This window comes from Antrihabitans auranticaus (genome assembly GCF_016481275.1).
In the GTDB taxonomy this organism is placed as follows: Bacteria; Actinomycetota; Actinomycetes; order Mycobacteriales; family Mycobacteriaceae; genus Antrihabitans.
Map to the genome: position 1 here is coordinate 222,096 of NZ_JAEMNW010000003.1, position 22,120 is coordinate 244,215.

The following is a 22,120-nucleotide window of genomic DNA, read 5'->3' on the forward strand; positions in this document are numbered from 1 at the left end:
TACAGGAATGAACGGGATCCTGGCCCAAAATAGAGGACGGCCCTCGCCAGGGGGGGAGGAGGCGAGGGCCGTCGGGTTCAGCCCCGGGGGGTCGGGCTGAACGCGCCTGGAACTAGTCCAGGTGTTGGCAATACTACACCCGGACCCGCCCCCGTTTGCAAGTCCATATGCCCATGTCATCCACCGTCGTTCCGACGTGGCCAAACCGATTCCGGCACCGCGTGCCTATCCTGTAACCGTGACGGCACAGAGCAACCCAGGCATCGCAGCAACCCGCATCGCGGCGTTCTTCGACCTCGATAAAACGATCATTGCGAAGTCGAGCACGCTCGCCTTCAGCAAGCCGTTCTTCGATCAAGGACTGCTCAACCGCCGAGCGGTACTGAAGAGCAGTTACGCCCAATTCCTTTTTCTGCTCTCGGGGGCCGACCACGATCAGGTCGAGCGCATGCGCGCCCACTTGGCAGACATGTGCACGGGTTGGGATGTGGCACAGGTCAAAGCAATCGTGGCAGAAACTTTGCACGACATCGTAGATCCGCTCATCTTCGCCGAAGCTGCGGACCTCATCGCCGATCACCGCATCCGCGGCCACGACATCGTCGTCGTCTCTGCGTCGGGCGAAGAAGTCGTCGCGCCGATCGCAGAAGCCCTGGGTGCGACGCACACGGCGGCCACCCAACTCGCTGTCGAAGACGGCAAGTACACGGGCGAACTCGAGTTCTATTGCTACGGGCCCGGCAAAGTCGAGGCAATCAACTTGCTCGCCGAGCGAGAGGGCTACGACCTCGCCCGGTGCTTTGCCTACTCGGACTCGATCACGGACCTGCCGATGCTGCAGGTCGTCGGCCATCCCACGGCCGTGAACCCCGATCGGGGGCTCCGCAAGGAAGCCGCCGCGCGCGGCTGGCCCATCCTGACGTTCTCCAATCCGGTCTCGCTTCGTGCCCGAATCCAGGCACCCTCGTCGACCACCGTGGCAGCCACCGCAGCGGTCGGGTTGAGCGCCCTGGCGGCCGGCGCATTGACATACGGTCTCCTACGTCGAAAACGTTGAACTGTTCTGATCTGGCGGTTCCCCTTGATGTGACGGTGGTCACGGGGTACAAATGACTTAAGGAAGAACGGAAGGCCAAGGTCGATCCGGAAGAGAAGGAACGATCCCCCGACCGTCATTCCGAGCACGGGCACCAGGCACCCACGCGGAGCGCGCCGCGACAAGGGCAGAAGTGTTGTGGGCCTGCGTAATTCGAAGATTCGTTGGCGAGGACCTCGCACAAGTTGCGGGGATGAACCAGCGGGATTCGGATCGACGCCGAGGCCAGTCACACAACCCACCTAGCACGCTTGGTAACCGGGCAGTCCGTGCTAGCGGGCGGCGAAGTCGATTTATCGGCAGCGCCGCCCGCTTTTATTTTGTCCGAAAGTCTTTATCCGCCAACCGCATCGGCGATCGACTTCGCTTCGCGCGCGCCGGCCTCGAACGCGTTGCAGCACGAAATCACCCAGGCACCAACGGCTTCGGCCGATCCCGAGGCGAATCCCGCGGCGTCGGCTCGGTACTTCTCGCCGAATCGCATCCACGTCACCTCCGGTACCCCGAGGTTGTGCGGGTCGAGGCCACTGGCCACAGCCACCAAACGCGATGCGCCCCTGGCGACGACGCCGTCGGCCGAACCGAACGGCCGCAACGCAAGTATTTCGCCGTGTACGACGGCAGCGACTACGGGCGCCGGTGCCGAACTGGTCACGACGACATCTGCCAACAGCGACAGCCGTTCGCCGATCCCGCGCCCCTGCTGTGGCCTACCGAGCCGTTCGTTGTCGTCGTCGACGAGGTCGGCCGCAGCCAAAAGATGCAAGCGCGCGATGGCCTGAAGCGGAGCCTTGTTCCATACACCGACCATGATCTTGAGCGAATCGCCGTCCAACGCCTGCCCGACACGCAACGCTCCGGCGAGCACCGGATCTTCGACGGGCCCTTCGGCAGGGAGGTCGACGGAGCCGCCGTCCGCCGAGGCCGATGCGCGCGCAGCACGGATTGCGGCCTCTGCGGCGGTCGTGGGCCAGCCGCGACGGTTCGCTTTGTGGCGGTGGACCTCTGCCAACGCGTCGCGCGCGGCGTCGGCTGCCGCCCGCACACCTGGCAGTTCGACCAACGGCTGTAATGGATCGGACACGTCGTCAAACGCTACCGGCATCAACCGATGCGCACTCGGCCGCTCTCGTCGACGACGAATCCCGGGTTGTGAGCTATTTCCCAGCGATAGCCATCGGGGTCCGAAAAATAGCCGCTGTAGCCGCCCCACGGCCGCCGCTCACCGGGTATCACTCGTGGGCTTCCTGCCTTTGCGGCGAGGTCGAGCACGTCGTCGACACCCTTCTCGTCCGCTGTCAGATGACCGAGCGTGATGGGAGGTGCGCCGTCGCCGCCACGCGCATCGACGATCGGTCCGGCCTCCGCGATCATGGCCTCCGAGTTCCACAGTGAGAGCAGGACGCCGTGCCCTATCTGAATGAAGATGACGTCGTCGGGGACGACGAGGGTCGGGGTCCAACCGAGGCCGTCCACGTAGAAGGAATGGGTAACGGTGAGGTCAGCAACACCGAGCGTGATCAAGCTGAGTGACTGTTCCATGCCGTCCAGACAACCACCGGAGTCGTCCGAGCGCACGTCACACGGCATCTGCACCGACCTCGCACATGTGACGCCTGTCTCGATGGACTAGCCTCGCGCGTGGGTAGAACTTGCCACGGCGGGTACTCGGCAAGTCCTCGCACAAGCGCAGTCCAACGGATGCGAACAGGAAGAGGCAGGGACCATGTCAACGACCGAAACCGGCCACGCGCAACAGGATTCGTACGAACCGAGCGAAGAGTTCGTGGCGCAGGCGAATGCTGGCAAGGAATTGTTCGACGCTGCCGACGCCGACCGCGACGCATTCTGGGCCGAACAGGCCAACCGCCTGCACTGGCACGAACCGTTCACCCAGGTGCTCGACTGGTCCGACGCTCCGGTCGCGAAATGGTTCGTCGGCGGCAAACTCAACGTCGCCTACAACTGCGTCGACCGCCACGTCCTCGACGGCCACGGCGACCAGGTCGCGATCCACTGGGAAGGCGACCCGGGCGACTCCCGCGACCTCACCTACAACGACCTGCTCGCCGAGGTCTCCCGCGCCGCGAACACCTTCACCGACCTCGGTCTCGAAGCCGGTGACCGCGTCGCCATCTACATGCCGATGGTCCCCGAAGCCATCATCGCGATGCTCGCGTGTGCTCGCCTCGGTCTCACCCACTCAGTCGTATTCGCCGGCTTCTCCCCGACCGCCCTGCGGTCGCGCGTCGACGATGCCGAAGCGCGCTTGGTCATCACGACCGACGGCCAGTGGCGTCGCGGCAAATCCGCGCCCCTGAAAGAAGCTGTCGACGAAGCCCTGTACGCGAACGGCGACGTCCCGCACAGCGTGGAACACGTGCTGGTTGTGCGCCGCACCGAGATCGAGATCCCCTGGACGGAAGGTCGCGACCTGTGGTGGCACGACACCGTCGCCAAGGCCTCGCCGGAACACGCCTGCACTGCCTTTGATGCCGAGCACCCCCTGTTCATCCTCTACACCTCCGGCACCACCGGAAAACCCAAAGGCATCATCCACACCACCGGCGGCTACCTCACCCAAACCGCCTACACCCACCACTACGTCTTCGACCACAAACCCGGCAAAGACGTCTACTGGTGCACCGCCGACATCGGCTGGGTCACCGGCCACTCCTACATCGTCTACGGACCCCTCGCCAACCGCGCCACCCAAGTCGTCTACGAGGGCACCCCCAACTCCCCCGACGAACACCGCCACTGGAACATCGTCGAAAAATACAAAGTCTCCATCTACTACACCGCCCCCACCCTCGTGCGCACCTTCATGAAATGGGGACACACCATCCCCGGCGCCCACGACCTGTCCTCGATCCGCCTCCTCGGCTCGGTCGGCGAACCGATCAACCCCGAAGCCTGGCGCTGGTACCGCAAATACATCGGCGCCGACAAGGCACCGATCGTCGACACCTGGTGGCAAACCGAAACCGGCGCCATCATGATGTCCCCGCTGCCCGGAGTGACCGCGACCAAACCCGGCGCAGCCATGGGACCCCTACCCGGGATCAGCGCCAAAGTCGTCGACGAAAACGGCAAAGACGTGACGCGCGGCGATACCGAGGCCAACGGCTACCTGGTCCTCGATCAGCCGTGGCCGTCGATGTTGCGCGGCATCTGGGGCGACTCGGAGCGCTACAAGGCCACCTACTGGGAGAAGTACGCCGAGCAGGGCTGGTACTTCGCGGGTGACGGCGCCAAGATCGACACCGACGGCGCTTACTGGGTCCTCGGCCGAGTCGACGACGTCATGAACGTGTCCGGTCACCGGATCTCGACCGCCGAGGTCGAATCTGCACTCGTCGGGCATCGCAAAGTCGCGGAAGCTGCCGTGGTCGGTGCAACCGACGACACCACCGGTCAGGGCATCGTCGCCTTCGTGATCCTGAAAGGTAGTGCGGGAGAAGTCGATTCGGATGCCCTGGTCAAGGAGTTGAAGGCCGAGGTCGCACGGGAAATCAGTCCGATAGCCCGGCCACGCGAGATCCACGTCGTCCCGGAGCTTCCCAAGACCCGCAGCGGCAAGATCATGCGACGCCTCCTGCGCGACGTCGCCGAAGGCCGCGAACTCGGCGACACCTCGACCCTGGTCGACCCGAGTGTGTTCGAGGCGATCCGCGCAAGCAAGTGACGCGTGAACGAGCGCCTATAACACCGCGGACAGGGTTCAGGCGGCGAGCGGACTCGACTCGGCTTCGCCCTCTTCCTCGAGGGCTAAGTCGATGAAGTACTGGGTGAACTGTTCGACAGTCATGTGAACCCCTCCCTTCCGGAGGTCCGACGGCCGGGTCAGCCGCTGCTTATCTCACACAGTGCGCTTTTTCGGCACCCGGAACTACGCCCCCAAGGACTCGAGAACACCACCCTCGCCACGTAAGATCGCTTGCGGAGCGCCGGGAAGTCTGGTCGGCATCGATTTGGAGACCCCTTCGAGAGGCCGCCGTGACCGCACCGTTTCGCTCGGAACTATCCCGTTACCTACGCACCGAGACCGTCGGTGGCGCGATCTTGCTCGCCGCCGCAGCGATCGCCCTGATCTGGGTGAACTCCCCGGTGTCGGATTCCTACATCGACTTGCGTGATGCCGTGATCGGCTGGTCTGCGGTGCACCTGGAACTGACCGTCGGCACCTGGGTACAGGACGGACTTCTTGCGGTGTTCTTCTTCGTCGCGGGACTGGAGCTCAAACGCGAACTCGTCGTCGGAGAGCTTTCGGATCGCAAGAAGGCACTGCTGCCGGTGATCGCGGCCTGCGGCGGCGTGCTGGCGCCCGCGATAATCGCCGCGGTGGTCGGGTTCGGCGCTCCCGGCATGGATCGCGGCTGGGCCATTCCGGTGGCAACCGACATTGCGTTCGCGCTTGCTGTGCTGGCGATGACGGGGTCGCGTGTTCCGGCCGGTGCGCGCGTGTTCCTGCTCAGCCTGGCCGTCGTCGACGACCTGCTGGCCATCGCCTTGATCGCAATCCTGTTCACGGCGTCGATCGCAATGCTGTGGATCGCCGCGTCCCTGGCGTGTCTCGCCGTATACGCGTTCGCCCAGCACAAGCGAATCACGACGCCGTTCCTCTACGTTCCACTTGCGCTCTTCACCTGGTACGCCGTGCACGCATCCGGCGTCCACGCGACGCTTGCGGGCGTGGCGCTCGGCCTACTCACGCGTGTCCGACGCGATCCCAACGAGGACGAGGCCCCCGCCGCACGGTTGGAGCACCGCATTCAACCGATCTCCGCCGGTCTCTGCGTTCCGTTGTTCGCCCTGTTCGCGTCGGGTGTCGTGATCGACCGCGGCTTGCTCGGCGAGCTGTTCACCAACCAGATCTCGCTGGCGATAATCGCTGGTCTGCTACTTGGGAAGACGATCGGGATCTTCGGGGTCAGTTGGCTCGCGGTGCGATTCCGGATCGCCTCGCGACCTGAGAATGTGGGCTGGCGCGACGTTTTTGCGCTGTCGGTTCTCGGCGCGATCGGGTTCACGGTTAGCCTTCTAGTGGCAGAACTCGCGATGGCCGGTGTAGACGACCAGGCGAGTACGGATATTGCGAAAGCCGCTGTTCTGATCACGTCATTGGCCGCATCACTGGCAGGATCAGCGCTACTGTTGCGACGCGGGCGCGTCCACCAGGCGCGGCGTGATTCACTGCTGGAGTGAGAGAACACCGCGGGACGGCGACACCGAGTGCGCCCACCCGTGACGCGACGGACGAGAGCACCGGAGGGGTCGACAAGTGAGCTTCACCAACCGCATCAACGGCCGAGACAAGACCGGCGGCCGGCACGCTGCGCCGGAGGCGGGTGCGCCTTCGACGATTACGGCCATACCGCTTACGGACGTCGATGTGATGAGTTCGGCAACGGTGGGCAGCCTGGTCAAAGACGCCACGGCCCAGGTCTCGACGCTTGTCCGCGCCGAGGTCGAGCTGGCCAAAGCCGAGGTCACCGGTGAAATCAAGAAGGGTCTGCAGGGCAGCGTCCTGTTCATCCTCGCCCTCACTGTTCTTCTCTTCAGCTCGTTTTTCTTCTTCTTCTTCCTCGCGGAACTGCTCGATGTCTGGATGTCGCGTTGGCTCGCGTTCCTGATCGTCTTCCTCGCGATGGTGGTGTTCGCGTTCTTCCTCGCCTTCCTCGGCTACCTGCGGGTCCGCAAGATCCGGGCGCCGGAGAAGACGATCAACTCGTTGAAAGAGGCCAAGACGGTGCTCCCGTCTTCGGTCGGCGAGCAGACCGCGATCGACGGTCGACACGCCGGTTAGGCACATCGGCAGTGCCCGCGCTTCGAGGCAGTGGCTAGTGATGGGCAGTGGTTTCGTGATGGGCAGTGGATACTGAATGGCCAGGCTGAGCCAACCCGATCCGTCCACAGTCCGCATCGACGGTCCGTGGGTGCATCGTGACATTCACGCAAACGGCATCCGTTTCCACATCGTCGAAGGCACGCGCTCCGACGCGGAAGCGTCCCGTAACAGCAGCGATGTTCCCCTCGTGCTGCTCCTGCACGGTTTTGCCGACTTCTGGTGGTCCTGGCGGCATCAGCTGACGGGCCTGACCGACGCCGGATTTCGCGCGGTCGCCGTAGACCTTCGCGGCTACGGGGATTCCGACAAACCGCCCCGCGGCTACGACGGCTGGACGCTCGCGGGCGACATAGCGGGTCTGATCAGGGCGCTCGGGCACACCGACGCGATGATCGTCGGGCACGCCGACGGCGGCCTCGTCTGCTGGGCTACAGCCGTGCTGCATCCGCGTTTGGTGCGGTCGATCGCACTCGTCAGCTCGCCGCATCCGATCGCCCTGAAACGCGGTGTGCTGCGCGACAAGCCGCAGCGATCGGCGTGGTTGCCGAGCTTCCTGCACCATCAGATCCCGCGATGGCCGGAGCGCCGCCTGACCCGCGACGGCGGCTTCGAAGTCGAGCGGCTGTTACGTCTACGAGCGGGCCCGGCATTTGCGCGCACCACCGAGTTCACGGCGGCGGCACAGCGAATGCGCTCGGCGATCAGGATCGCAGGCGTTGCGCACAGCGCGCTGGAGTATCAGCGCTGGTCGTTCCGTAGCCAATGGCGACCTGACGGCCGCAGATTCATGGCGATCATGAATCGGCCCATCCAAGTGCCCGTCTTGCAGATCCATGGCGACCTGGATCCCTACATTCTCGTCGGAACACTCGGCCGCTGCCGGCAGTGGGCACCGCACCGTGAGCTCCTCACCGTGCCGTCGGCCGGCCATTTCGCACACCAGGAACGGCCTGACGTGGTGACAGCCGAACTCGTCCGATTCGCCGAAGTCCCGGCCGGCCGACCGACCGGCTAGAGGATGCAGCTGCCGGTTTCCACCGGCGCCGAGAGCTGGGTTGCGCTGGCCAACTGGTCCGCAACTTCGGTTTTGGTCAGCACGAACCCGGTGTCGCTGTTGTCGACCGCAGCGCCGAATACGACGCCGAGCACCTTCTCGTCTTCGGCCACCAGCGGACCGCCCGAGTTGCCTTGGCGAATCGATCCACGCACCGTGTAGACCTCGCGCTCGACCGTTCCCGACCGATAGATGTTGGGGCCCTTGAGGTCGAGGGTCTCGCGTACGCGCGCCGCGCTGGCGGTGTACGGGCCGCCGCCCGGATAGCCGAGCACGATGGAGTTGTCGCCGGTCTGCGCGGGTTGGTCTGCGAACTCCAGCACCCGACCTGTCAGGCCGGGCACTTCGAGAATTGCGATGTCGACCGATGGATCGAAGAGGACGACCTTCGCTTCCAGCGGTTCCTTACCCTCGGTGTCGACGGTGACGCCCGTGGTTCCGGCGACGACGTGCGCGTTGGTCATCACGCGCTCAGGCGCGACGATGAAGCCGGACCCCTCCAGCGCACGCTGGCAACTCGGCGCGACTCCGCGAATGCGCAGCACGCTCTGCTCGAGGTTCCGCGCGATCGGACTTTCGAGCACGCTTGCGTCCGGCGGATCGACGCGTGTGATCGGTGTGCGCCCGAAGGGCCCGATCACGTCGGGCAACCCGGATGTGTCGAGCAGCGCCGAGAATTCGCTCGGCAGCTCGCGCATCCATTCGGGTGCGACTGCGTTGACCTTGGCCAGGACCTTCGAGCCACGAACTGCCGCAGCGATTTCCGGTTGCGAGGACGCCGTCAGAGGAACTGCGAGCAGCCAAGCCGCGGCCAGCACGGCGACCATCTGCAGGACTGCTCCGACCGAACTGTCCACGCCCCGCGCCGTGGGACTGTGCATTCCGCTACGGGCTGCGCGGCCCAGGACCATCCCCGCGACCTCGCCGATGATCACCAGCGTCACGATCAGCAGGACGCCGACCAGAACTCGGCCGCGCCCCTCGTTCACGTGCACCAGGACGTGCGGAGCGATAAGGATCCCCGCGACAGCGCCCAGCACGACGCCCAGGAATGCGAGCGCCGACGCGACCGCGCCCTGCCGCCAACCCGACGTCGCGGCGAGCAGCGCAACGAGCAGGACAGCGATGTCGAGCCATGTGGAGGATGTCATCGACGCGTTCCCCGATCCTTCGCTGTGCCCGAGCGGTCCCCGCGCAACGACGGCGAATCCAGTTCGGGAGGTACGACCAGCGAATCGGCCATACCCGCGGCTTCGAGCGCAGTTTCGAGGTCACGAACGTCGTGGTGATCCCACTCCGTCTCCCAGCCGCAAATCGCCAGTAGACCTGCCAAGATACCGCCTGTGAAGCCCCAGACCAGCATTCCGTCGACCATGAATGCCGGACCCCGGTACCCGAGGGGATGGCGCACGACGAAGCGGTTGCCGGGGTCGATCAGTGTCCGAACCGGCACGCGGACAACGCGTTCGGCCTCGGCCGGATCGACGACGCTGACAGGGCTCGGCGAGCGCCAGTAGGCGACGACCGGCGTGACGTCGAAACGCGACGGCGGCACGTAGATCCCCGGCCAGATCGCGATCGGTTCGACACCGGCCGGATCGAGCCCGGTTTCCTCTTCGGCCTCGCGCAACGCGGTCGCGACCGGGCTGCCGTCCTCGGGGTCTGCGCCACCGCCTGGGAAGGCGACCTGGCCCCGATGCTGGCGCATTGTGGACGCCCGCTGGGTCAGGAGCACGTCGGCGTCGAGAGGCAGCCCACCCGGCCCATCGGGTGCCGACTGCAAATCGCCGCCCACGAGTACCAGAACAGCGGCCTTGCGCGCGTTCGGGTCCGCGCTCGCATAGCGCGCGAGAATCGGGTTGGTGCCCGTCGAATCGGTGGGCTCGGATGCCGCGACGCGGCGCAGCCATTCCGGAATGCGGTCGGGCTCGACGAGATTTGGCTGACCACTCATAGCGCCACGCCGAGGTTCTCTGCGACGGTCGCTCGGATCTCCTCGACGCTGTCGAACGGTTTGGCAACCACCTTGGCGATTGTGCCGTCTGCCCGCACCAGAACGGTGACCGGTAGCACCGCGGGCGCGCCGACCGCCGCCCGCACCCGTGCGGAACCATCCAGCACCGCGGGCAGGGTCACGTTCAGGTCCCGCAACCGCGAGACGGCCTGCTCACGGCCCGGGTCGGAATGCACGGTGACCACGTTGATCGACTTGTCGGCCTCGGCAGCGAACTCCTGCAGGATCGGCAACTCGGTCGCGCACGGACCGCACCAATAGGCCCACAGATTGAGCAGCGCGGGCGTCCCGGCGAGCGACTGCGCCAGATCGATGACGGCACCGCTACCCAGACATTCCAGCGTGATCCCGACGAGCGGACCCGCGGCCGTCAGCGCGGCGTCCGCATTTTCGCTGCGCGGACAATCCGACAGGCCCGCCACCGGCTCACCCGGCAAGGCCTGCGCCGACGGATTCGTGCTGCTCGCGCGGGAAGACGCAATGTCGCTGCCGTCTGCGTCGCCGGAGCCACCCGCCCGCGGCCACAACGCGACGATCAGCGCGATGACAGCAACGAGGGCAGCAAGGCTCCACCGGGCACTGTTGGACAGTTTCATGTCAGAGGCCGGCCAAGTGGAGCAGGTGCTCGGTCTCGGGACCCTTGACGAGTTTGGCTGCGGTCTCTTTGTCGGTTGGACCGAGCCCGTAGGACGGGCAGTCCTTGGCGAGCACGCAGACGCCGCACGCCGGCTTCCGGGCATGGCAGACCCGGCGCCCGTGGAAGATGACGCGGTGTGACAACAGCGTCCACTCCTTGCGCTCGATCAGCTCGCCGATTTGATGCTCGACTTTGACGGGGTCCTCATCGGTCGTCCAACCCCAGCGGCGCACTAGCCTGCCGAAATGGGTGTCGACGGTGATGCCCGGAATGTCGAACGCGTTGCCCAGGATCACGTTGGCGGTCTTGCGCCCGATGCCCGGAAGCTTGACGAGTTCGACCAGCGTGTGCGGAACCTCACCGTCGTGCTTCTCGAGCAGCGCCTGGCCTAGGTTGATCAGCGACGTTGTCTTGTTCCGGTAGAAGCCGGTCGGGCGAATGAGCTCCTCGAGCTCTAGCCGGTCGGCTGCCGCGTAATCCTGTGCGGTGCGGTACCTCGCGAAGACCGCGGGCGTCGTCTCGTTGACCCGCTTGTCCGTGCACTGCGCGGAAAGGATTGTGGCAACAGCCAATTCGAGCGGATTGGTGAAATCCAGCTCGCAGTAGACGTGGGGAAACGCCACTGCGAGGGCGCGATTCATCCGTCGGGCACGCCGGACCAGGCCCAGCTTCGTCTCGTCACGAACAGGCGCAGACACCGCGGCAACCTCGGATTGTCAGTGGGTAAGGCACCTCACAACTGTACGGATATGACTGACAACAAATTCCTTACCGTGTTCCTTCTGAGACCTTCGCCGTGTTTACTCACCGTATGCAAGGACTCGCTGTGGTGCTCTTCCCGGTGCTGCTCATGCTGTTTGCGCTCGCTATGGAACGTGTGGAGTTCCGGTTGAGTCGGCTCACGGTGCGTGAGCAGGAGGTACAAGAGTTCCTCGAAGAAGCCAACAACGCAGAAGTTGCAGCACTCGCAAAACAGACGATGCCCGAAGCTCTTGCCCGCTTCCAACGGCGTCGCACTCGTGGTGTCGGGCAGCGTCGCAGCTCACGCGGACCCCTCAGCGCACGCAAGGCAAGCTGACCCGAATCTCGCCCACCGCCCTCTATCTGCGGCAATTGCTCATTATCTCCTGAACGAATCTCATAGCGTCGAGTGGCCTCTGTCACTACGGTTGGACAGGTGCGAAGTAGACTGCACATTCGTTAGCATCGCGCGCTTGATCAACTTCTTCCTGAAAAGGAGCACACGTGGACGAGGCCCTGGCCAGAGCCGGCATCTTCCAAGGCGTCGAGCCATCAGCCGTAGCGGCGCTGAGCCAGCAGCTGCATCCGGTCGATTTCCCGCGCGGGCACGTCATCTTCAACGAAGGCGAGCCAGGCGACCGCCTGTACATCATTGTCACCGGCAAGGTGAAGCTCGGCCGGCGCTCGCCGGACGGACGCGAAAACTTGCTGTACATCATGGGTCCGTCGGACATGTTCGGCGAGCTGTCGATCTTCGATCCCGGCCCCCGCACCTCGACGGCGACGACCGTCACCGAGGTTCGCGCGGTCAGCATGGACCGGATCGCCCTCAAGGAATGGATCGACCAGCGGCCCGAGATCGCTGAGCAGCTGCTCCGCGTCCTCGCTCGCCGGTTGCGCCGGACCAACAACAACCTGGCAGATCTGATCTTCACCGACGTCCCCGGACGTGTCGCGAAGGCGCTGCTGCAACTCGCTCAGCGCTTCGGTACGCAAGAGGCCGGATCGCTGCGAGTGACGCACGACCTCACACAGGAAGAGATCGCCCAGCTGGTCGGCGCTTCCCGCGAAACCGTCAACAAAGCGCTCGCCGACTTCGCACACCGCGGCTGGCTGCGGCTCGAAGGCAAGAGCGTCTTGATTCTCGACTCCGAGCGGTTGGCACGCCGGGCACGCTAGCCCGGCATCATCAACCGCGTTCGCGAGCGACGGCCTCGGCGACAGCCGGCGCAACTTCAGCAGCCCAGCGCCGGTGCTGCGCCGGGTCGTCGTTCTCTGCACCGAACACGAATGTGTCCATTCCGGTCTCGACAACGAGCCGGGTGAGGTCGTCGACCCACTGGTCTGTCGGTCCGTTGAGGAACCCATTCGAGGCTCCGTCGGTTATCTCGCCGAATACGTTGTAGACGCGCTGAATGTCTGCGGGCTCGCGGCCGGCCTCGCGCGCAGACTCGTCGATACGCGCGTGCATGTCAGGCAGTTTCGCAGGCGGGAAGAAGCTGCTCGACGGAATCCAGCCGTTCGCAGAGCGGCCGAGCACGGCCAGCATCCGTGGACCGCCTACACCGAGCCAAACTCCGATGTCGTGTGCGGGCGGCGGCCCGGGATGCATTCCGGACAGCCGATACGCCGAACCGTCGTACGACACCGACCGCTCACCTGACCACACCAGCCGGATGACATCGATCGCCTCGATGAGCGCACCGGCAGCTTCGCCAGGCGCTCGCTCCGGACCGCCCATACCGCCGATTGCGGGCCAGAATGCACCGGCACCGAGACCCAGTTCGAGTCGTCCACCCGACAGAATGTCCAGGCTTGCAGCCGCTTTCGCGAGCATCGCGGGCGGACGCAGCGGCAGGCTCGCGACGTCGGGAAACACTCGTACCCGCTGCGTTCGAGCAAGCACCACAGCCATCAGCGACCAGGCGTCGAGAAAGCGCTTCTGGTACGGATGGTCTTGGATGCCAATGAAATCCAGCCCTTCGGCGTCCGCCATCTCGCACAGCTGCAGGATCTCGGGAACGCGATCGGCATCGGGAGTCGGGAACAGCCCGAACTGAACCGAGCGGCCGTAATCAGGCATGCGGACCTCGCAGGTACTCGAGTTGCGCCTTTACCGAACTCCGCGCAGCGGGCCACAGTTTCTTGTCGACATCGGCGTAGACATGCCGGACGACCTGCATGGGCTTCGCCTCCGGCCCCAGAACCGCGAGCGCAGCGCGCACTTGATCGAGGCGTTGCTGGCGGTGGGCAAGGTATTCCCGCGCAATGTCGGCCGTGTCGGGTCTGTCCGGTCCGTGGGCAGGCAGCAGGGCCTTGCCCGCGCCTTCCGCGGCAAGCAACTCCAGCGAGCTGAGATAGTCGGACAGGGTGCCGTCCCGTGTGTCGATGACCGTCGTTCCCCGGCCCAGGATCGTGTCGCCGGTCAGGACCGCGTCGTCGAGCACGAAACTCACCGAATCTGCGGTGTGCCCGGGCGTCGCCCGGACCCGTATCCGCAACCCGGCCGCCTCGATGATCTCGCCGTCACGCAGCGGTTCCGACGAGTCATCGAGAAATTTCGGATCGACCGATCGCACAGGGCTCTTCGTCAGCTTCACATGCCGCTTGAGCCCGGCCGTGTGGTCGAAATGGCGGTGGGTGACCAACGTGAGCTCGACCGGTCCCACCGCTGCGATCCGCTCTGCATGCTTGCGGTCGCGCGGACCCGGGTCGATCACCACACACGACTCCGACTCCGGGCCACGCAGAATCCACGTGTTTGTGCCTTCGAGCGTCATCTTGCCGGGGTTGTCCGCGAGCAGCACTGCTGCCGTCGACGTGACCTGCCGGACCTGGCCATACGCGGGATGATCAGCCACGACACCCACCATAGGCGCTTGTTACTCGACCTCGACGATCAGTTCCACCTCGACGGGCGCGCCGAGTGGAAGCTCCGACACACCGACCGCGGACCGGGCATGGACACCCGCGTCGCCGAAGACCTCACCGAAGAACTCCGACGCGCCGTTGATGACACCGGGCTGTCCGGTGAACCCCTCCGCAGACGCAACGAATCCGACGACCTTCACGATCCGAGCAACCGCGTCCAGCCCGACAAGACCGTCGACGGCGGCGAGAGCGTTCAGTGCACAAATGCGAGCAGCGGCCTTGGCGTCGTCCGCAGAAACAGCCGCGCCGACCTTGCCGCTAACTGTCAGCGTCCCGTCCACGAAGGGCAGTTGACCCGACGTGTAGACGAGCGAGCCGGTCTGCACCGCAGGCACGTACGCCGCGACCGGTTTCGCGACCGGCGGAAGTTCGATTCCGAGCTCGGCAAGGCGAGCCAGCCAGTCCGCCATGTCAGCCCTTGGGCCGCTTGAGGTACGCGACGTGCTGTTCGCCCGTCGGTCCGGGGAGGACGGTAACCAATTCCCATCCGTCAGTTCCCCATTGATCGAGAATCTGCTTTGTGACGTGCGTCAGCAGCGGAACGGTTGCGTACTCCCACTTGGTCAATTCGCTCATGTCGCTGAGGGTAGACGCCCTGGTAATCCTTTAGTGGTCCGGTCGGCGATTTCTGACACATGTGTCCGCACTGGATGACGTGGCGGTTAAGCTCCCAGCGTGGCATCAACAGAGGAACCCCTGGAGGCCGACAACCCACTGGAAGACAAGTGGCCGTCGAAAGCCGAAAAGGCCCGACTGCATTTTGTTTCCGGCAAGGGCGGCACGGGCAAATCCACCATCGCTGCAGCGCTGGCGCTGGCGCTGGCTGCCGGCGGTCGACGCGTTCTGCTCGTCGAGGTCGAGGGCCGGCAAGGAATAGCCCAGCTATTCGACGTGCCACCGCTTCCGCCGACCGAGACCAAGATCGCGACCGCTGATCGCGGCGGCGAGGTCTACGCGCTGCCGATCGAAACCGAGCACGCGTTTCTCGAATACCTCGACATGTTCTACAACCTGGGCTTTGCCGGTCGCGCCATGAAGCGCTTCGGTGCGATCGAGTTCGTCACGACTCTCGCGCCGGGCCTCAAGGACGTCATCCTCACCGGCAAGATCAAAGAATGCGTCATCCGCGTCGATGACACGGGCCAGCGGGTGTACGACGAGATCGTCGTGGACGCGCCGCCTACGGGCCGCATTGCCACCTTCCTCGATGTCACGAAGGCAATGGCAGAACTCGCCAAGGGCGGTCCCGTTGCATCGCAGAGCGAGGGCGTCGTCAAATTGCTGCACTCGCCTGACACGGTCATTCACCTCGTGACGCTGCTCGAGGCGCTGCCCGTCCAGGAAACGGCCGACGCGGTCGCCGATCTGAAGGAAGCCGAGTTGACGGTCGGCACTGTAATCGTCAACCGTGCGCACAAAGGCATTCTGGCCAAGGAGATTCGCGCGAAGGCGGCCAAGGGTGACATCGATGCCGATGCGGTCCGAAGCGGGCTCGAGTCCGCCGGAATCAATCTGCCCGACAAGGACTTCGACGGACTGCTTCTGGAAACCGTCGAGCACTCGGCGACTTTGCAGGGCCAGGACGAAAGTGCGGCGCAACTCGACGGGGTCGACGTTGCGCGTCTGCACGTTCCTGCTCTCCCCGACGGGGTAGACCTCGGCGGGCTGTACGAAATTGCGGCGATCTTGAGCGAACAGGGTGTGCGATGACAACGACGGCCAACACGCTCGAGCTCGATCGCATCATCCAGGACCCGAAGACCAGGCTCATAGTCTGCTGCGGCGCAGGCGGTGTCGGAAAGACGACCACTGCCGCGGCGCTCGCATTGCGCGCCGCCGAGCACGGTCGCAAGACGGTTGTGCTCACCATCGACCCCGCACGCCGTTTGGCGCAGGCCCTCGGCGTCGAGAACCTCGACAACGATCCGCAGCCGGTCAACCTCGGTCCGGAGGTCAAGGGTGAGCTGCAGGCCATGATGCTCAACATGAAGCGGACGTTCGACGACATGGTCATCGAACATGCCCCTGACAAAGCAGAAGCCATCTTCGCTAACCCCGTGTACCAAACTGCGGCATCGTCGTTCGGCGGCACGCAGGAGTACATGGCGATGGAGAAGCTGGGGCAGTTGTCGGACAAGGGGATCTGGGACCTGATCGTCGTCGACACACCGCCGTCCAGGAATGCACTGGACTTCCTCGACGCCCCCAAGCGGCTCGGCGCATTTCTCGACGGCCGAATGATCCGCATCTTCACGGCTCCGGGCCGTGGTTTCGGTCGATTGGTTTCGGGCGCAATGGGTCTCGCGCTCAAGGGCGTTTCGACCATCGTCGGCGGCCAAATGCTCTCCAACATCTCGATTTTCGTGCAGTCACTGGACTCCATGTTCGGCGGGTTCCGGGCGAGGTCGCAACGCACTTTCGAACTGCTTTCCCGCCCGGGCACGTACTTCCTCGTCGTGGCTGCCGCAGAGCCGGACGCGTTGCGCGAAGCATCGTTCTTCGTCGACAGGTTGAGCAGTGAGAGCATGCCGCTGGCCGGACTCGTCCTGAACCGGACGCATCCGACACTGTCGGGACTGCCGGTCGACCACGCCCTCAGTGCAGCGGACCGCCTCGAAGCAAGCGGGGCGACGCCGGAAAATGCGCTCGCCGCCGGAGTTTTGCGGGTTCACGCCCAGCGCGCGGCATTGTCGAAGCGTGAAGATCGTCTGCTGCAGCGGTTTACAGGCGCGCATCCCCGTGTCGAAATTGTTACCGTTCCGGCATTTCCGTTCGAAGTTGTAGACCTCGAAGCACTTCGCTCCGTCGCCGATCAACTCACGCGGCACGGATAACTTTTCAGCAACGAATCCTAACCATGTAATTTATAAATGGGTCGTTGTGAAATGCAAATGTTTCACGGCTGAATAACAAAGCGGCGCGGGTGTGCACCCGCGCCGCTTGTTTTTGAGTTTTTTTACATCGCAGGCTGATGGTGCCGCTGCGCCTCGAAGAAGTCGCCCCACGACTCGACCTCGGGGTGCTGCTTGAGCAGCGCACGACGCTGCCGCTCGGTCATGCCGCCCCACACTCCAAATTCCACGCGATTGTCCAGCGCATCTGCGCCACACTGCATCAATACCGGGCAGTGCCTGCAGATCGTTGCTGCCTTGCGTTGTGCTGCACCACGTACGAACAATTGATCGGGGTCCACCTCGCGACATCTGGCTCGAGAAACCCAGGCGATCCGAGCCTCTGCCTGCTCTACATCTAGTCGGGCGATCGGGGTGGTCATGTGCATTCGGTATGCCCCTTTGCAGTCCGAACACCGAGTTAACGGCGCTCAAGAAAGTGCGTAGCCACGTATCCCCGCGTTAACTACACCACATTCAGTTATCGGTGTTAGCTGTATCACACTGGGAGATAATCTAGGTAAAGAGAACCCTTCTGCGCAAGTGTTAGCAACCAAATTTTTGGTACGGGCGTCCACACACGGCGAAAGTCGCAGCAGATTTGTGGCAAACACCGGAACCGGAAGAATGTCGGACGATCGTCCAGGTCGGGAATCGTTCGTTCTACGTTCTATTTTTCGTTCGAATAATTTGCGCAGCAACAAGCCTGCAACGAAGCGCGGCGGACCGCTCGGGAGGGCACTCGGCTACGCCGACACCACGGTTGCGCAACCGCCCGGCTTCGAAATCGTTCTCGTCGGCCCGGCCACGTAGTCTGTCTAGCGTGCCGGTTACAAACACCATCGCCAAGCTGATCGGTAGCTGCCTGCTCGCTGCCGTATTGGTAGCGGGTCTGCTGTTCCCCATCGCGGGCGGCTTCGGATTCCTGTCCAACCGCGCTGCGGATACGGTCGACAACGTCGCGGCGGAGCTGGTCGACGGAACCGTCCCGGCCGTGACGACGATGTACGACGTCACCGGCCAGCCGTTCGCCTGGCTCTACGATCAGCGTCGCTTCGAGGTTCGCAGCGACCAGATCGCGGCCAACATGAAGTTGGCGATCGTGTCGATCGAAGACAAGCGCTTCCTGGAGCACCAGGGCGTCGACTGGCAGGGCACCCTGCGCGCGTTCCTGACGAACACGACGAGCGGTGAAGTCCAGCAGGGCGCCTCGACGATCGACCAGCAATATGTGAAGAACTACCAGCTGCTCGTTCTCGCGAAGACGGACGCGGAGCGGCGCGCGGCGATCGAGACGACCCCGGCACGCAAGATCCGTGAGATCCGGATGGCACTGACGCTCGACAAGAAGCTGCAGAAGGACGAGATCCTCACTCGCTATCTGAACCTCGTCCCGTTCGGCAACTCGTCGTACGGAATTCAGGACGCAGCGCAGACCTACTTCGGCGTGGACGCGATAAATCTGACAGTCCCGCAGTCCGCGATGCTCGCGGGCATGGTGCAGTCGAGCTCGCGACTCAACCCGTACACCAACCCCGAAGGTGTCCTGGAGCGCCGTAACACGGTGCTGGACACAATGATCGACAACTACCCCGAGCGCGCCGCCGAATTCCGCTCTGCAAAGACGCTGCCGCTGGGCGTCCTGCCCGAGCCGAAGAGCTTGCCACGCGGGTGTATTGCCGCTGGCGACCGCGGGTTCTTCTGCGACTACGCGATGCAGTACCTGGTGAACAACGGCATCAGCCGCGAACAGATCGACAAGGGCGGGTACCGAATCAACACGACCCTCGACCCTGCGGTCCAGGATTCGACCAAGAGCGCCGTCACCGCTGCGGCACGGCCCGACCTCGACGACATCGCCGAGGTGATGAACGTCATCCAGCCGGGGCAGGACAGTCACCGCGTTCTCGCGATGGTCAGTAGCCGCACCTACGGCCTGAACGGCGAGGCGAACGAGACCGTCCAGCCGCAGCCTTTCTCGATGGTCGGCGACGGTGCAGGATCGATCTTCAAGATCTTCACCACAGCAGCTGCGATGGAGCGTGGCCTCGGTATCAACGCCTCGCTCGACGTTCCCCGGCGCTATGACGCTCGCGGACTCGGCAACGGCGGAGCAAGGGGTTGCCCGGCCGCCACCTACTGCGTCGAGAACGCGGGCAACTACAAGTCGCCGATGTCGGTGACGGAGGCGCTGGCAACCTCCCCCAACACCGCGTTCGTGAAGCTGATTCAGGCTGTCGGTGTCACACCGACGGTCGATATGGCAGTCCGCCTCGGGTTGCGCTCCTACACGTTGCCGAACACGTCCGGCTTCACCGAGCAGAGCCTCGCGGACATGGTCAAGGAGCAGAACCTCGGTTCGTTCACGCTCGGCCCCACGGCGGTCAACCCCCTCGAGCTCGCGAACGTTGCGGCGACGCTCGCATCGTCGGGCAAGTGGTGCCCGCCCTCGCCGATCGACTCGATCTTCGACCGGGACGGCAAGCAAGTCGCGCTTACGCAGCAGCCGTGCGAGCAGGTCGTCGAGCCCGGTCTGGCAGACACGCTGGCCAACGCGCTCAGCAAGGACGACATCGGTGCGGGTACCTCGGCCGGAGCCGCTCAGTCCGCGGGCTGGTCCTACCCCGTGTCCGGCAAGACCGGCACGACGGAATCGCACCGCTCCTCCGGGTTCCTCGGCTTCACGAACTCGCTGGCGGGTGCCGCCTACGTGTACGGCGACACACCAACACCCGGCGAGATCTGCTCGTTCCCGTTGCGCAACTGTGGTGACGGAACGCTGTTCGGTGGTAACGAACCAGCTCGGACCTGGTACAACGCGATCAAGCCTGTCATCGGCAACTTCCCGCCGCCCGCGCTGCCGCCGGTCGATCAGAAGTACGTCCGCGGCTCGCAGAACGCGCAGGTTCCCGACGTAACCGGCATGAGCCAGGGTTCGGCAACGTCGACACTCGTGACGGCGGGTTTCCAGGTCACCGCAGTCACCGTGCCGGGTACGCCGAGCCGGGGCACAGTCACGGGCACGTCGCCGTCAGGATCGGCGATCCCCGGTTCGTCGGTCACGATGTACGTCAGCGACGGCAGCCAGCGGAACACGCCGGCACGGCCGACCCCCGGACCCGTGCCGCCGCCTATCCCGATTCCCAACATCCCGCCGGGCATACCGATACCGATACCGATCCCGCTGCCCAGATAGCAGCAGGCCGACCCAAAAGGGACCGTCGCGCGATGCGACGGTCCCTTTCTTTCAGGGCATGTTTTGGTTCACAGCCTGTTCTTGACCGCCTTGGAAATTCGGGTGCCGTCGGCCTTTCCAGCAGCAAGCGCGCTGGCTGCCTTCATGACCTGACCCATCTGCCGCATCGACGGCCGCTCGCCGATTTCTTCGGCAACCTGGGCAATCGCAGTGTCGACCACGTCGGCGAGCTCGGCATCCGTGTACTGCGAGGGGAGGTACTCGTCGATGATCTGAGCTTCGGCGCGCTCCTTCGCAGCCAGCTCGCCCCGCCCGTTCTCGGTGTAGATCTCGGCGGACTCACCGCGCTTCTTGGACTCCTTGCCGAGGATCTTCAAGATCTCGTCGTCACTGAGTTCGCGCGCCTCTTTGCCGGAAACTTCGGCACTCTGTACAGCGGCGAGCAGCATTCGCAGCGTCTCGCGCCGGAGCGCATCCTTTGCCTTCATTGCCTCTGTGAGGTCGCTTCGCAGTTGTGCTTTCAGTTCCGCCATGACGGTCACGGTACGCGCAGGCTGACGACAATTGCTCCAGGATTTCCCTGGTCAACTATTCTGGGCCAATGGCTGCAACCCGTAGTGTCCTCAAGCGCGTGGTCGGGGGTGCAGCCGGTGCTGCCGCGCTCGGCATCGGTTATGCGTCGATTATCGAGCGCAACGCATTCACGCTCCGCGAAGCGACGCTGCCTGTCCTCGAGCCGGGTGCATCCACGCTTCGCGTGTTGCACATCAGCGACCTCCACATGACTCCGCCGCAGCGCATGAAACAGAACTGGCTGCGCGAACTGGACCGACTCGACCCGGACCTCGTCGTCAACACCGGCGACAACCTCTCGCACCCAAGAGCCGTCCCCGCCGTCGTGCAGGCACTCGATGGATTGCTCGCTCGCCCAGGCCTTTTCGTCTTCGGCAGCAACGACTACTTCGCGCCGATCCCGAAGAACCCGCTCAAGTACTTCGACAAGGGTCACAAGCGCCAGCTCGGCGATCCGCTGCCATGGCGGGACCTGCGCGCGGCGTTCACCGAACGTGGCTGGCACGATCTCACCCACGTGCGCAAGGAGCTCGAGGTCGCCGGCGTGCGGATCGCGAGCGCGGGCGTCGACGATCCGCACCTGAAGCGCGACCGGTACGACACGATCGCGGGCGTGCCGAATCCACTCGCAGATCTGCGGCTCGGACTGACGCATTCTCCCGAGCCACGCGTGCTCGACCAGTTCGCCGACGATGGGTACGACCTCGTTCTCGCCGGGCACACACACGGTGGTCAGCTATGCCTACCGTTCTACGGCGCGCTCGTCACGAACTGTGAAATCGATCGCTCCCGAGTCAAGGGCCCGTCCAAGTGGGGCGCCCACATGCGTCTGCACGTATCCGCCGGAATCGGCACGTCACCGTGGGCACCGGCGCGGTTCTGCTGCCGCCCCGAGGCCACCCTGCTTACCCTGATCGCAGCCCCACCACGAAAGATCGATGCCGCGTCCGATCATGGCGCGTCCACGATCCCCGCGAGCGCCCCGCCCGTTTAGGACTCGCACGAGAGCTGTTGTAAGCTACGTCAGGTCGCAAACACGGGGTGTGGCGCAGCTTGGTAGCGCGCTTCGTTCGGGACGAAGAGGTCGTGGGTTCAAATCCCGCCACCCCGACGTGTTGGTTGAGACACAAAACGGC

At 64.4% G+C, this 22,120-nt stretch carries 23 protein-coding genes and 1 tRNA gene; 12 read left to right on the top strand and 12 right to left on the bottom strand.

Annotation, left to right across the window (positions count from 1 at the left end; genetic code table 11):
* Positions 1 to 238: 238 nt before the first annotated feature.
* Entirely contained in the window at positions 239 to 1,057 is an 819-nt protein-coding gene (locus JGU72_RS15340; RefSeq protein WP_307828459.1) for an HAD-IB family hydrolase, read from the top strand.
* A gap of 373 nt (positions 1,058 to 1,430) precedes the next feature.
* On the opposite strand, the gene JGU72_RS15345 is transcribed toward JGU72_RS15340, so the two are convergent.
* Complete coding sequence (locus JGU72_RS15345; RefSeq protein ID WP_199684837.1) at positions 1,431 to 2,180, bottom strand: oxidoreductase; 750 nt, start codon at positions 2,178 to 2,180, stop codon at positions 1,431 to 1,433.
* A gap of 20 nt (positions 2,181 to 2,200) precedes the next feature.
* Positions 2,201 to 2,638 (bottom strand): VOC family protein, encoded by a 438-nt coding sequence (locus tag JGU72_RS15350; RefSeq protein ID WP_199684838.1) that lies wholly within the window; start codon positions 2,636 to 2,638, stop codon positions 2,201 to 2,203.
* A 184-nt stretch (positions 2,639 to 2,822) separates the two neighbouring features.
* Here JGU72_RS15350 and acs point away from each other — a divergent pair, with 184 nt between their 5' ends.
* From acs to JGU72_RS15370, 4 genes are all read left to right on the top strand, one after another.
* Complete coding sequence (gene acs, locus JGU72_RS15355) at positions 2,823 to 4,784, top strand: acetate--CoA ligase (RefSeq protein ID WP_199684839.1); 1,962 nt, start codon at positions 2,823 to 2,825, stop codon at positions 4,782 to 4,784.
* Between the two features lie 311 nt (positions 4,785 to 5,095).
* The gene (gene nhaA, locus JGU72_RS15360; RefSeq protein WP_199684840.1) at positions 5,096 to 6,304 is read left to right on the top strand and encodes a Na+/H+ antiporter NhaA; all 1,209 of its coding nucleotides are present in this window, start codon (positions 5,096 to 5,098) and stop codon (positions 6,302 to 6,304) included.
* Positions 6,305 to 6,398: 94 nt separating this feature from the next.
* Positions 6,399 to 6,905 carry a phage holin family protein gene (locus tag JGU72_RS15365; RefSeq protein WP_307828496.1) on the top strand — a complete coding sequence of 169 codons (507 nt, stop codon included), beginning with the start codon at positions 6,399 to 6,401 and terminating at the stop codon, positions 6,903 to 6,905.
* 85 nt (positions 6,906 to 6,990) lie between these two features.
* Entirely contained in the window at positions 6,991 to 7,962 is a 972-nt protein-coding gene (locus tag JGU72_RS15370) for an alpha/beta fold hydrolase (RefSeq protein ID WP_199685335.1), read from the top strand.
* On the opposite strand, the gene JGU72_RS15375 is transcribed toward JGU72_RS15370, so the two are convergent.
* The 4 genes from JGU72_RS15375 to nth are packed head-to-tail and all read right to left on the bottom strand — an operon-like array spanning position 7,959 to position 11,293.
* Positions 7,959 to 9,152, bottom strand: coding sequence for a MarP family serine protease (locus JGU72_RS15375; RefSeq protein WP_199684841.1), 1,194 nt, complete (start codon positions 9,150 to 9,152; stop codon positions 7,959 to 7,961). The genes JGU72_RS15370 and JGU72_RS15375 overlap by 4 nt on opposite strands.
* A complete protein-coding gene (locus tag JGU72_RS15380) occupies positions 9,149 to 9,955 on the bottom strand; it encodes an NUDIX hydrolase (protein ID WP_199684842.1) in 807 nt (268 codons plus the stop codon). The genes JGU72_RS15375 and JGU72_RS15380 overlap by 4 nt, the downstream gene beginning before the upstream one ends.
* Positions 9,952 to 10,611: a TlpA family protein disulfide reductase gene (locus tag JGU72_RS15385; protein ID WP_199684843.1), complete on the bottom strand. Its 660-nt coding sequence runs from the start codon at positions 10,609 to 10,611 to the stop codon at positions 9,952 to 9,954. The genes JGU72_RS15380 and JGU72_RS15385 overlap by 4 nt, the downstream gene beginning before the upstream one ends.
* Position 10,612: 1 nt before the next feature.
* Positions 10,613 to 11,293 carry an endonuclease III gene (gene nth, locus JGU72_RS15390; protein WP_199685336.1) on the bottom strand — a complete coding sequence of 227 codons (681 nt, stop codon included), beginning with the start codon at positions 11,291 to 11,293 and terminating at the stop codon, positions 10,613 to 10,615.
* 170 nt (positions 11,294 to 11,463) lie between these two features.
* Between nth and JGU72_RS15395 the strand changes: the two genes are divergently transcribed.
* Together JGU72_RS15395 and JGU72_RS15400 are read left to right on the top strand one after the other, a co-directional pair.
* Positions 11,464 to 11,730: a hypothetical protein gene (locus JGU72_RS15395; RefSeq protein ID WP_199684844.1), complete on the top strand. Its 267-nt coding sequence runs from the start codon at positions 11,464 to 11,466 to the stop codon at positions 11,728 to 11,730.
* 167 nt (positions 11,731 to 11,897) lie between these two features.
* Positions 11,898 to 12,572, top strand: a complete 675-nt coding sequence (locus JGU72_RS15400) for a Crp/Fnr family transcriptional regulator (protein ID WP_199684845.1) — start codon at positions 11,898 to 11,900, stop codon at positions 12,570 to 12,572.
* Between the two features lie 10 nt (positions 12,573 to 12,582).
* Here the strand turns inward: JGU72_RS15400 and JGU72_RS15405 are convergent, their stop codons facing one another.
* From JGU72_RS15405 to JGU72_RS15420, 4 genes are read right to left on the bottom strand one after another with little or no spacing between them, the layout of a single operon-like run.
* Positions 12,583 to 13,476, bottom strand: a complete 894-nt coding sequence (locus JGU72_RS15405) for an LLM class flavin-dependent oxidoreductase (protein WP_199684846.1) — start codon at positions 13,474 to 13,476, stop codon at positions 12,583 to 12,585.
* Positions 13,469 to 14,266, bottom strand: a complete 798-nt coding sequence (locus JGU72_RS15410) for an MBL fold metallo-hydrolase (protein WP_199684847.1) — start codon at positions 14,264 to 14,266, stop codon at positions 13,469 to 13,471. The genes JGU72_RS15405 and JGU72_RS15410 overlap by 8 nt, the downstream gene beginning before the upstream one ends.
* A 9-nt stretch (positions 14,267 to 14,275) precedes the next feature.
* Entirely contained in the window at positions 14,276 to 14,734 is a 459-nt protein-coding gene (locus JGU72_RS15415) for a RidA family protein (protein ID WP_199684848.1), read from the bottom strand.
* A gap of 1 nt (position 14,735) precedes the next feature.
* Positions 14,736 to 14,900, bottom strand: coding sequence for a DUF4177 domain-containing protein (locus JGU72_RS15420; RefSeq protein ID WP_199684849.1), 165 nt, complete (start codon positions 14,898 to 14,900; stop codon positions 14,736 to 14,738).
* 99 nt (positions 14,901 to 14,999) lie between these two features.
* Here JGU72_RS15420 and JGU72_RS15425 point away from each other — a divergent pair, with 99 nt between their 5' ends.
* Both JGU72_RS15425 and JGU72_RS15430 read left to right on the top strand, forming a co-directional pair.
* Entirely contained in the window at positions 15,000 to 16,034 is a 1,035-nt protein-coding gene (locus tag JGU72_RS15425) for an ArsA-related P-loop ATPase (RefSeq protein ID WP_374101118.1), read from the top strand.
* Positions 16,031 to 17,158: an ArsA family ATPase gene (locus JGU72_RS15430; protein WP_199684850.1), complete on the top strand. Its 1,128-nt coding sequence runs from the start codon at positions 16,031 to 16,033 to the stop codon at positions 17,156 to 17,158. Before JGU72_RS15425 ends, JGU72_RS15430 begins: the two co-directional genes overlap by 4 nt.
* Before the next feature lie 122 nt (positions 17,159 to 17,280).
* On the opposite strand, the gene JGU72_RS15435 is transcribed toward JGU72_RS15430, so the two are convergent.
* Positions 17,281 to 17,604 (bottom strand): WhiB family transcriptional regulator, encoded by a 324-nt coding sequence (locus tag JGU72_RS15435; RefSeq protein ID WP_199684851.1) that lies wholly within the window; start codon positions 17,602 to 17,604, stop codon positions 17,281 to 17,283.
* Between the two features lie 452 nt (positions 17,605 to 18,056).
* On the opposite strand from JGU72_RS15435, the gene JGU72_RS15440 reads away from it, so the two are divergent.
* Positions 18,057 to 20,411: a transglycosylase domain-containing protein gene (locus JGU72_RS15440; protein WP_199685338.1), complete on the top strand. Its 2,355-nt coding sequence runs from the start codon at positions 18,057 to 18,059 to the stop codon at positions 20,409 to 20,411.
* A 68-nt stretch (positions 20,412 to 20,479) separates the two neighbouring features.
* Here JGU72_RS15440 and JGU72_RS15445 read toward each other — a convergent pair whose 3' ends face one another.
* The gene (locus JGU72_RS15445; RefSeq protein WP_199684852.1) at positions 20,480 to 20,944 is read right to left on the bottom strand and encodes a GatB/YqeY domain-containing protein; all 465 of its coding nucleotides are present in this window, start codon (positions 20,942 to 20,944) and stop codon (positions 20,480 to 20,482) included.
* Positions 20,945 to 21,012: 68 nt separating this feature from the next.
* Here JGU72_RS15445 and JGU72_RS15450 point away from each other — a divergent pair, with 68 nt between their 5' ends.
* Together JGU72_RS15450 and JGU72_RS15455 are read left to right on the top strand one after the other, a co-directional pair.
* Positions 21,013 to 21,978, top strand: a complete 966-nt coding sequence (locus JGU72_RS15450) for a metallophosphoesterase (RefSeq protein ID WP_199684853.1) — start codon at positions 21,013 to 21,015, stop codon at positions 21,976 to 21,978.
* Positions 21,979 to 22,021: 43 nt separating this feature from the next.
* A tRNA-Pro gene (locus JGU72_RS15455) sits at positions 22,022 to 22,095 on the top strand.
* Positions 22,096 to 22,120: the final 25 nt, after the last annotated feature.